Genomic DNA, 10,677 nt, shown 5'->3' with positions numbered 1-10,677 from the left:
ACGTAGGGCCGCCCCGTGCCCCCCGCGCGTCCTGCGCCAGGTCCCCACGCCTGACCCGGATCTCCACGCCCCCTTCGCGCCCCGACCCTGTCGGGCGTCAGCGCCGGACCGTCGTGTCCCGCGCGTCCCGCACATCTCCGCACGCCATCTCCGCACGCCCGTTTCCGGCGTGCCACCACCCTCGCCACCAGCCGGAGTTCACCATGCCCAGAAACGCCTTCACAGCCGCCTCCTCCTCTGCCATGAGCCGTCGGTTGTTCCTCACCACCACGGGTGCCGTGTCGCTCGGGGCGGCCCTGACCGCCTGCGGCGGCGGTGACTCCTCCGGCTCCTCCGGCTCAGCGAAGCCCGTCAGCCAGGCCGACATCGACAAGGCGATGAAGACGCCGACCGAGCTGACGTTCTGGACCTGGGTGCCGAACATCGCCAAGGAGATCGCGCTCTTCGAGAAGAAGTACCCGGCCGTCAAGATCAAGGTCGTCAACGCCGGTCAGGGCACCCCGCAGTACACCAAGCTGCGCACGGCGCTGAAGGCCGGCAGCGGCGCCCCGGACATGGTGCAGATGGAGTACCAGGCGATCCCGACGTTCACCATCACCGACAGCCTGCTGGACCTGCGCCCGTACGGGGCCGCCGAGTTGAAGGACCGGTTCGTCGACTGGACGTGGGGTCAGGTCAGCGGCGCGAAGGGCGAGGTGTGGGCGATCCCGCAGGACACCGGCCCGATGGGTCTGCTGTACCGCAAGGACATCTTCGACAAGCACGGCATCGACGTCCCGGGCACCTGGGACGAGTTCGCGGAGGCGGCGCGCAAGCTCCACAAGGCCGACCCCGACGTCTACCTCACCAACCTCGCGGCCAACCAGCCCGCCGCCTGGCACGGACTGCTCTGGCAGGCCGGTGCCAAGCCCTATGCCACCGCCGGCAAGAGCGACATCACCATCAGCGTCGACGACGCCGTCTCCAAGAAGCTCGGCGCCTACTGGGGCGGGCTGGCGAAGGAGGGCGTGATCAGCACCGACCCGGACTTCACCGACGGCTGGTACGCCGGCCTCAACAAGGGCAAGTACGCCACCTGGATCACCGCCGCCTGGGGCCCGGCCTTCCTCTCCGGCTCCGCCAAGGCCACCGCCGGCAAGTGGCGCGCGGCCCCGCTGCCCCAGTGGGACGCGGCCAAGCCCAACGCGGGCAACTGGGGCGGCTCGACCACCGCCGTCATCCGCTCCACCAAGAACCCGATCGCGGCGGCCGTGTTCGCGCAGTTCCTCAACAGCGACCCCACCACCGCGAAGTTGTTCGCCACCGAGCAGTTCTTCTTCCCGGCGACCAAGGCCCTGCTCGCCGACCAGGAGTTCGTGTCGGACGCGCCGTCCTTCTACGGCGGCCAGAAGGTCAACCAGGTCTTCGCCGACGTCAGCGCCACCGTCGATCCCTCGTTCCAGTGGCCGCCGTTCCTCGACCAGGCGGCCACCGACTGGACCGAGACCGTCGGCAAGTCCCTCGCCGACAGGTCCGACACGGTCGCCGCCCTCGGCAGGTGGCAGTCCCGGATGACCACGTACGCCAAGAACCAGGGCTTCACCGTCAAGGGGAGCTGACATGGCTGCCACCACCCCGTCCACCGCCGAGGGCCGCTCCCGGCCCGGCCGTCCGCGCCGCCACCGCTCGGCGGGACCGCTCTTCGTCGCACCGTTCCTGGTGCTGTTCGTCCTGCTCTTCCTCGCCCCGCTCGGTTACGCCGCCTATCTGAGCCTCTTCCAGACGCGTCTGATCGGCGGGACGGTCTTCGTCGGCCTCGACAACTACGTCCAGGCCTTCGGCGACTCCCAGTTCCTGCACGGAGTCGGCCGGGTCGCGCTGTTCTTCGTGGTCCAGGTCCCCGTGATGCTGCTGCTGGCCCTGCTGTTCGCGCTCGCGCTCGACAGCGGCCTGCTGCGTCTGTCGCGGGTCATCCGGCTGGGCATCTTCGTCCCGTACGCCGTACCCAGCGTGGTCGCCGCGCTCATGTGGGGCTACCTGTACGGCCCCGACTTCGGACCGTTCGCCCAGCTGAGCCGGAACCTGGACCTGCCGGTTCCGGCCTTCCTCAGCGCGGGCTGGATGCTCGGCAGTCTGGCGAACATCGTGACCTGGGAGTTCGTCGGCTACAACATGATCATCCTGTACGCGGCGCTGCGCACCATCCCGCAGGAGCTGTACGAGGCCGCGGCGATGGACGGCGCGGGGGCCTGGCGTATCGCCTGGTCCGTCAAACTCCCCGCGCTGCGCCCGGCGTTGCTGCTCACCCTGCTGTTCTCCGTGATCGGCAGCTTCCAGCTGTTCAACGAGCCGAACCTGCTGATGAAGATCGCCCCGGACGTCATCAGCAGTTCCTACACCGCCAACCTCTACGCCTATTCCCTCGCCTTCACCGGCCAGCAGGTCAACTACGCGGCCACGGTGTCCTTCCTCCTCGGCCTGGTCATCGTGATCGCCTCCTACGGCGTCCTGCTCACCGCGAACCGCAGGAGGACCCCGTGACCACGACGATCCCCGCGCCCCCGGTGGCCAGGACGGCGAAGAAGCCGGCGCGCCAGACGCACCGCGGGAAGAACCCGGCCCGCCGCAGCACCCCGCTCACGATCGCCATGCTGGCGGCCCTCGCCTACTTCCTCCTGCCCCTCTTCTGGCTGCTGATCGCCTCGACCAAGAGCACCCAGGACCTGTTCAACAGCTTCGGCCTGTGGTTCTCGGACGCCCCGCAGCTGCTGACGAACATCAAGGAGACCTTCACCCAGGACGACGGCGTCTTCGTGCGCTGGCTGCTCAACACGGCTCTGTACGCCGGAGTCAGCGCGGTCGGGGCCGCGCTGCTCGCGGCGGCGGCCGGGTACGGGTTCGCCAAGTTCCGCTTCCGCGGCGACGGCGCCGCCTTCAACCTGGTGCTCGGCGCCGTCATGGTCCCGACCACCGCGCTGGCCATTCCGACCTATCTGCTGTTCGCGCAGGCGGGCCTGGCCAACACCCCCTGGGCGATCATCCTGCCGTCCCTGGTCAACCCGTTCGGCCTCTACCTGATGCGCGTCTACGCGGCGGACTCCGTCCCCGACAGCATCCTGGAGGCCGCCCGGATCGACGGTGCCGGAGAGGCCCGGATCTTCTTCCGGATCGCCCTGCGGCTGATGGCTCCCGGGGTCGTGACGGTCCTGCTGTTCACACTGGTGGCGACCTGGAACAACTACTTCCTGCCGCTGATCATGCTCAACGACCCCGATCTGTACCCGATCACCGTGGGCCTGGCCTCCTGGGCCGCGCAGGCCCAGAACGGCGGGGCGGGCGCCAGCAGCGACATGCTCGCGCTGGTCGTGACCGGTTCCCTGGTCTCGATCGTCCCGCTCGTCGTGGCCTTCCTCATGCTCCAGCGGTACTGGCAGAGCGGTCTGGCCGCCGGCGGCGTCAAGCAGTAGGGCCACCGGCCCTCGTACCACTCCCCCCACTCTTTCTCTCGGAGGTTCTTCTTCATGGCGGCTCTGCCTGCCCGCGTCCTGTTCGGCGCCGCGTACTACCACGAGTACCAGCCCTACGAACGGCCCGCCGAACGCCTCAAGACCGACCTCGACCTGATGGCCGACGCCCGTGTCACCGTGATCCGGGTCGGCGAGTCGGTGTGGTCCACCTGGGAGCCGGAGAACGGGACCTTCGATCTCGACTGGCTCCAGCCGGTCCTGGACGGCGCCCACGAGCGCGGCATCTCCGTGGTGCTCGGCACCCCGACCTACGCGGCCCCGCCGTGGCTGGCCCGGCAGTACCCGGAGATCACGGCCGAGCGGCGCACCGGTGACCGCATGGGCTGGGGCGCCCGCCAGGAGATCGACTTCACCCACCCGGCCTTCCGCTTCCACGCCGAGCGGGTCATCCGCAAGATCGTCGCCCGGTACGCGGACCACCCCGCCGTCATCGGCTTCCAGGTCGACAACGAGCCCGGTCTGCACCTCTTCCACAACCACGGGGTCTTCCAACGCTTCGTGGACCACCTGCGCGCGAAGTACGGCGACGTGGAGACCCTCAACCGTGAATGGGGGCTCGTCTACTGGTCGCACCGGCTGTCGACCTGGGCCGACCTGTGGACCCCGGACGGCAACGAACAGCCCCAGTACGACGTCGCCTGGCGGGAGTTCCAGGCCCGGCAGGTCACCGAGTTCATCGGCTGGCAGGCCGACCTCGTGCGCGAGTACGCCTCGCCCGAGCAGTTCGTGACCACCTGTATCTCCTACACCCGTCAGGGGGTGGAGGACGACGAGCTGTCCGCCCGTCTCGACATCGCCTCCGGCAACCCGTACTACGACATGCAGGACGGTCTGCTGCTGCCTGACATAACCCCCGACGCCCACGAGCAGAAGTGGAAGACGACCGGGGTGTGGGCGCTGTACCAGACCGCCGACTGGATGTTCTCCTCCCGCCAGGAGCCGTTCCTCGTCACCGAGACCAACGCCGGCTCGATCGGCATGGCGTGGGACAACCGCCCCGGCTACGACGGGCAGTGGCGCCAGGCGGCCTGGGCGCTCGTCTCGCGCGGCGCGCGGATGATCGAGTACTGGCACTGGCACACCCTGCACTTCGGCGCCGAGACCTACTGGGGCGGCATCCTCCCCCACACCGGCCAGCCCGGCCGTACGTACGCCGAACTCGCCCGGCTCGGCGCGGAGTTCGAGGCGGCCGGTCCGCTCGTCGCCGGACTCGAACCGGACGCCGACATCACGATGGTGTACTCGACGCCCAGCAAGTGGCTGATGCAGAAGTACCCGCCGCTCGCCACCCCGGACGGCGAGCCGGACCCCGCCGCCTACCACCGGATCTTCGACCCGTTCTACCGGGGCGCGTTCGAGGCGGGCCGGCAGGTCCGGATCGTCCACGCCCGGCAGTTGCACGACCCGAGCGGGGAGCGGGAGGGCCTCACGCCCGAGGAGGCCGTGCGCCGCCATCCGGTGCTGGTCGTCCCGGCGCTGTACCTCGCCGCCGACGAAACCCTCGACTGGTTCGCCGCGTACGCGGAGGCCGGTGGCCATCTGGTCCTGAGCCCGCGCACCGGGTACGCCGACCACGAGGCCCGGGCCCGCACCGAACCGGCCCCCGGGCGGCTGACGGAGGCCGCCGGCGTCCACTACGACGAGTTCAGCAACCTGACGCGCGAGATCCCGGTGCGCCCGGCGCCCGGCAGCCCGCTTCGGCTGCCGGACGGCGGGGCGGCGACCCGCTGGGCGGACGGGCTCACGGTCGACGACGCCGAGGTGCTGGCCGCGTACGAGCATCCGCACTTCGGCCGCTGGCCCGCGCTCACCACGCGCCGGCACGGTGCGGGGCGGATCACGTACGTCGGTACGGTGCCCGACCGTCGTCTCGGGCGCGCGCTGGCCGAGTGGCTGGCGCCGGTCGCGCGCCACGGCTGGGCGGACCTGCCGGAGTCGGTCACCGCGACCACCGGCACGGCCGAGGACGGGCGGCGTGTCCACATCGTCCACAACTGGAGCTGGGAGCCCGTGAGCGTCCCGGCCCCTACCGGCCTCACCGACGCGCTGGACGACTCGTCCGTCGCGGCGGGCACGGCGGTGGAACTCGGCCCGTGGGACGTACGGGTCTTCGTCGCCGACGACCTCGACTAGGAGAAACCATGCACAGAAGACGAGCCGCGAGAGCGCTGGGGACCTTGGCCGCGGCGTCCGCGCTGCTGGTGGTGCCCGTGGCCGGTGCGGGGGCGTACAGCCCGACCGGCGGCATCATGTACCAACTCGGCGGCGAGGCCTGTCTGAAGGGGCGGGGCAACTGCGCGGTCTACCCCAAGTCGGCGCAGCTGCCCAGCGGGAGACTGGTCGCGTCGTTCGAGAAGTCCACCGTCGTCACGTCGACGGGCAGCGCCGACCGGCAGACCCTGCCGGTGTACAAGAGCGACGACGACGGAACGACCTGGCAGCCACTGGCCGAGGTGAAGGCGCCGGCGTATCTGTCGAAGGACCCCCGCTACGCGAAGTACACGAGCAACTGGACCAACCCGTTCCTGTACGTACTGCCGCAACGCGTCGGGAAGTTGGCGGCCGGCACGCTGCTGCTGGCGAGTGTCGTCTCGGGCGACGACGCGTACTACAAGGAGCACAAGGCGGCCGATCCGGCCTGGACGCCGTCCAACGACGGCGACCGCGCGGACATGGCCATCGCGCTGTACTCCAGCACCGACGACGGCAGGACCTGGAAGGTGGTCAACGTCGTCGCGACCGGCGGCTGGCAGGGCGGCAGCGCGGGCGCGGTGGGGCAGAACATCGCGAACGCCAACACGCACCGGCAGGTGGACCCCCTCTGGGAGCCGTACCTGATGGTCCACAAGGGCAAGCTGGTCTGCTACTACTCCGACGAGAACGACTACCTCGGCTTCGACCCGGTCACCGGCGTCCCGAAGCTCGACCCGGCGAACGACACCGCCGAGGACTCGCACGGGCAGATCCTGGTCCACAGGACCTGGGACGGCCGCAGCGCCAAGTGGAGCGCCCCGGTCGTCGACATCGCCGGGTCGACCCAGGACATGGGCGGCGGGAAGACGGAGATCGGCGGCGGCCGGCCGGGCATGACGAACCTCGTCCCGACGGCGGACGGCAAGTGGCTGCTCACCTACGAGTACTGGGGCGGCGGGGCCAACACCCGCTACCGCGTCGCGAGCGACCCGCTGAAGTTCTTCCGGGGCTCCCCCACCGGCATGGGTGTCGACGCGCTGCCGGTGGTCGCCGGCTCCCGCCCGCTCGCGCAGGGCGGCAGCCCGGTGCTCATCCGCCTGCCCGACGGTCGCCTGGTCTACAACGCCGCCGGGAGCGGTGACGTCTGGGTCAACGACAGCGGGCGCGCCGACGGTGTGTGGACGCAGTACCAGACCACGTCGCGGGCGGGGTACAGCCGCAACCTCCAGTACGTGGAGGACACCGGCCGGGTCGTGATCCTCAACAACCAGGGCACGTCGACGATCGCGTTCGCCGAGGTCGATCTCGGTGGATCGGCCGGAACCTACAGGAAGTTGGTGAACCGGAAAACCGGCCAGGTCATCGGTACCGGCAACAACACCACCGACGCGAACATCGGCAACGGGGACGTTCCCGACGTGGTGCTGGAGGACGCGGGGGCCGCGGCGGATCCGGACACCCAGTACTGGCACGTCGTGACCAAGGCCGACGGGGGTGTGACGCTGCTCAACAAGTCGGGCGGCCGGGCGGCGTCCGTGTGGACCGGCAACGCGACGGTCGGGCAGCGGATCGGGCAGTGGGTGGACGACAGCGCCACGGGCACCTGGGACGTCGTCAGGACCGGCGACGGTCACATCAGGCTGCGGTCGGCGAAGAACAAGGACCTCTACCTGACCGGTGGTTCGGCAGGGGCGCCGCTCACCCTGCAGAACGCGTCCACGGACGGTTCACAGGACTGGAAGCCGGTCCGGTAGGGACCGTCGGAGCAGGTGTTCCTGGGCCTCGGCGCGCGGAGGGAGTCGTTCTTCCCGCTGACGCGCGCCGAGGCCCAGGAGATCGAGGTCCGCAACGCCGTCACGCAACAGGTTGAGTACGCCGTCGACGGGCGGGTGCTGTCCTCCTTGGATCCCGGGCTCCCCGCCTACGACGACAAAGTCGACCCGGCGGCCTTCGTCAGGCCTCTCCCAACCACCCCTGGACCACGGTGAAATCCGCGGCGGTCATCCCCACCTCGGGTTCGACACGGTGCAGGAGGGCCCGCCCCGGGTGGTGCCGTGCCACCCAGGCGCGGTCGAGAGCGGTGATCTCGTCGTCGACCCAGACGAACGGGCGCCCGGCGGCGGTACGGACGAGGGCGCGGGTCTTCCAGTGCAGCAGATCCGCCCGGTCCTCCTCGGGTGCTTCGGGTAGGTCCACGACCGGCCACCGCGGCAGGCCGAGCAGCGGGGCGATCACCTCGTTGGCGTCGTCCATCCACGCGGTGGCCCACATCGGTTCGCAGGTCAGCCGCAGCAGGCGCAGGCCGTGCGCGCGGTCGATCTTCGCCAGCTGAGGGTTCGACGTGTGCTGCCAGGCGACCCACTCCTCGGCGGCCGCGGGGAGCCGTGCGCCGCCGTAGGGCAGAAGGGTGCCGTCGACGTCCAGGAAGAGCAGCGGGCGTGGCGTGTGAGCGGTCATGGTCGCGCTCCGGCCGTGGTGTCGTCGGGGGCCGCGGTGTGGTCGGTCTCCCAGCGGAGCAGGTCTCCCGGCTGGCATTCGAGTACCTCGCAGAGCGCGGCGAGGGTGGTGAAGCGGACGGCCTTGGCGCGGCCGTTCTTGAGCACCGCCAGGTTGGCGGGGGTGATGCCGACGCGTTCCGCGAGTTCGCCCACGGACATCTTCCGCCTGGCCAGCATCACGTCGATGTCGACGGCGATCGGCATCAGATCACCTCGGCCAGCTCGGCCCGCATCCGGGTCGCCTCGATGTCACGGTTGACGGCCTGCGCGAGCAGCATCCGCAGGACGAGGACGATGAGGGCCATCCCCAGCACCGCCAGGCCTACGCCGCCGAGCAGCAGCACGACGCCGGGGGCCACGGCCTCGCCCGGGGCCAGGACCACACCGAGCGCGAACACCAGGAGCGCCGCCGCCACCATCGCGCCGATGACCCCGTGCACGTACCGGAAGGCCGCGTGGGAGAAGACCGTGTCGCGCCGGACCATCGTCACCAGCCGCCACACACAGACGAGGACGACCTGGACGGCCACCACGCCGAGGACCACGATCACCAGCGTCGGCGTGCGGATGTGCGCCACATCCGCGTCGAGCCCTGCCAGATCCGCGGCCAGCAGCGGCACCATCACCGCCTGCACGAACACCGAACCGACGAACAGCCCCACGATCACGGCCCGCAACGCCAGCACCGTCAGCTTCCCCATGGCAGCCCCTTACACCCGTTCACTCGCCGCCCACTCGACCGACGATAGGAATCTATCGAGATTCGATAGAACAGGCAAGGTCGGGACTCGGGACCGCCGGGCTGCGAAACCCTCGTCGGCGGCCCCGCGGGCTGCCCTTTCGACGTCGCGAACTCGCCGGGATGCCCGCCGGACGGGACCTGCGCTCCGGGCTGTCCGAGGGACCGGAAGTCGTCCTCCACATCGGACAGGTCGAGCACGCCGGCGCGCACGGCGCCGTACCGGACGAGCGACCACAGGAAGACGTCCAGGTTGTCGTACCGCGTTTCGGCCTCGATGACCTGCTCCTCGTGGAACCACACCGCGACACGACCGCTGGTGAGGACGACGTAGTAGTTGCCTCCGCCGTCGCAGCCGAGGGACCACACGTCGTCGTCGGAGAGTTCCGTCTCGTAGTCGGAGTCCAGGATCGCCTCGCCGTTCTCCTCGAACTCGAAGGCGTACGACCAGTCCTCGATGTCGAAGAACCGCGCCATGGCTCCCGAGCGGACCCTGCGGTCGAACGCGGCCGGCGCGGTCGCGGCGGCGGGCGGGAGCCTGGTGAGGAACGGGGCGACCGGGCGGGTCGAGGCGGGAACCCCGACGCGCTCCTTGTCGGGGAACCAGCGCGCCAGATCGGCGTCCAGCCCGCTCTCCACATATCCGGTCAACTGATCGACGGTCCAAGGCATACGGGGAGGCTAACCGAGGCTTCGGGGCGGAGAGTGCCTGCTCAGCGAGTTGCGTATGCCTCTACGTACTTCCACCGACCTGCCGCGCCGGGCGTCAGCCGGGTGGCTCCCCGGCCGCCCAGTCACGGATGAGCCGGATCGTGCGGTCGGCCCGCTCCTCGTGCAGGTAGTGGCCGGTGTGGGGCCAGTACTCGACGCGTGAGCCGGGCGCCCGCAGCGTGCCGCGCTCCCACTCGGCGGCCTCCTCGAACGTCCAGACCGTGAGCGCCGGCTGGGATCGGCGGCGCAGATACGTCTCGCTGTGCGGGCGGACCCCCACCGCTCCCGGGTCGGTGTACATGCCCGCGTAGGCCTGGGCGATGACGTGGTCCGGTGTGCCGAGCACCGTGCGGATGTGGGCCGTACGCAGTCCGGGTGGGGCCTGCGGGGAGAAGGCGCCGGCCACGAGGACGGCGGCGGCACGGGCGCCGTGCTCGCGGTACTCGGCGAGGCGGGCGGGGATCAGCGCGGCCTCGGCCTCCCCCGCGCCGTGCGCGGGGTCGAGGGCGATGACCGACCGCACGGCCCCCGGGTGACGGACGGCGAGCAGGTTGACGACCTGGACGCCCATGGAGTGGCCGACGGCGACCACCGGCCCGACGCCCAGGAAGTCGAGCAGCGCGGCGAGGTCCTCCGCCATCTCCGTCGGCGTGTTGCCCTCGTCCGGCACCTCGGAGCGGCCGTGGCCGCGCAGGTCGGGCACGAGGACCCGGAACCGGTCGGCCAGCGCCTCCGCGTGCGGGGACCACTCCCGGCCGTCGCCTCCCCAGCCGTGCACGAGCAGCAGCGCGGGGGCGGCGGTCTCGCGCCCCGGAGGACCGAGGGAGGTGCAGAAGAGGCGGATGCGGCCGAGGTCGAGCAGGGTCATGAGGGGTCGTCCGGTGTGGCGCGGTGGGTGGCGTGCACACGTCCGCGGGGGACGGGCTCGTGGGTCAAGGGGAACTCCGCCGGGTCGAGGTCACGGGGTGAACAGCAGTGTGCCGAACGCCGGGTGGTCGCACTGGTGCGGCGCGCCCTCCGGGCTCCGGTG

The 10,677-nt window shown here is 70.7% G+C and carries 10 protein-coding genes; 5 read left to right on the top strand and 5 right to left on the bottom strand.

Annotated features, from left to right (window positions below; translation table 11 throughout):
• Nucleotides 1-203: 203 nt before the first annotated feature.
• The 5 genes from P1P70_RS13580 to P1P70_RS13560 are packed head-to-tail and all read left to right on the top strand — an operon-like array spanning nt 204 to nt 7,453.
• Complete coding sequence (locus P1P70_RS13580; protein WP_319237084.1) at nt 204-1,598, top strand: ABC transporter substrate-binding protein; 1,395 nt, start codon at nt 204-206, stop codon at nt 1,596-1,598.
• 1 nt (nt 1,599) lies between these two features.
• Nucleotides 1,600-2,520 (top strand): sugar ABC transporter permease, encoded by a 921-nt coding sequence (locus P1P70_RS13575; protein WP_319237083.1) that lies wholly within the window; start codon nt 1,600-1,602, stop codon nt 2,518-2,520.
• Nucleotides 2,517-3,446 carry a carbohydrate ABC transporter permease gene (locus P1P70_RS13570; RefSeq protein ID WP_413471466.1) on the top strand — a complete coding sequence of 310 codons (930 nt, stop codon included), beginning with the start codon at nt 2,517-2,519 and terminating at the stop codon, nt 3,444-3,446. Before P1P70_RS13575 ends, P1P70_RS13570 begins: the two co-directional genes overlap by 4 nt.
• Nucleotides 3,447-3,500: 54 nt before the next feature.
• A complete protein-coding gene (locus tag P1P70_RS13565; protein WP_319237082.1) occupies nt 3,501-5,639 on the top strand; it encodes a beta-galactosidase in 2,139 nt (712 codons plus the stop codon).
• Nucleotides 5,640-5,647: 8 nt separating this feature from the next.
• Complete coding sequence (locus P1P70_RS13560; protein WP_319237081.1) at nt 5,648-7,453, top strand: RICIN domain-containing protein; 1,806 nt, start codon at nt 5,648-5,650, stop codon at nt 7,451-7,453.
• 199 nt (nt 7,454-7,652) lie between these two features.
• On the opposite strand, the gene P1P70_RS13555 is transcribed toward P1P70_RS13560, so the two are convergent.
• The 5 genes from P1P70_RS13555 to P1P70_RS13535 form a co-directional block, all read right to left on the bottom strand.
• Entirely contained in the window at nt 7,653-8,156 is a 504-nt protein-coding gene (locus tag P1P70_RS13555) for an HAD domain-containing protein (RefSeq protein WP_319237080.1), read from the bottom strand.
• Nucleotides 8,153-8,401, bottom strand: a complete 249-nt coding sequence (locus P1P70_RS13550; RefSeq protein ID WP_319237079.1) for a helix-turn-helix transcriptional regulator — start codon at nt 8,399-8,401, stop codon at nt 8,153-8,155. The genes P1P70_RS13555 and P1P70_RS13550 overlap by 4 nt, the downstream gene beginning before the upstream one ends.
• Complete coding sequence (locus P1P70_RS13545) at nt 8,401-8,898, bottom strand: DUF2975 domain-containing protein (protein WP_319237078.1); 498 nt, start codon at nt 8,896-8,898, stop codon at nt 8,401-8,403. Before P1P70_RS13545 ends, P1P70_RS13550 begins: the two co-directional genes overlap by 1 nt.
• Nucleotides 8,886-9,608, bottom strand: coding sequence for a hypothetical protein (locus tag P1P70_RS13540; protein WP_319237077.1), 723 nt, complete (start codon nt 9,606-9,608; stop codon nt 8,886-8,888). The genes P1P70_RS13545 and P1P70_RS13540 overlap by 13 nt, the downstream gene beginning before the upstream one ends.
• A gap of 94 nt (nt 9,609-9,702) precedes the next feature.
• Nucleotides 9,703-10,515, bottom strand: coding sequence for an alpha/beta hydrolase (locus P1P70_RS13535; RefSeq protein ID WP_319237076.1), 813 nt, complete (start codon nt 10,513-10,515; stop codon nt 9,703-9,705).
• Between the last annotated feature and the right edge of the window lie 162 nt (nt 10,516-10,677).

The organism is Streptomyces sp. MB09-02B (genome assembly GCF_033794485.1).
Classification (GTDB): domain Bacteria; phylum Actinomycetota; class Actinomycetes; order Streptomycetales; family Streptomycetaceae; genus Streptomyces.
The sequence above is the reverse complement of the archived record's forward strand: the minus strand, read 5'-3'. Positions and strand labels throughout refer to the sequence as shown.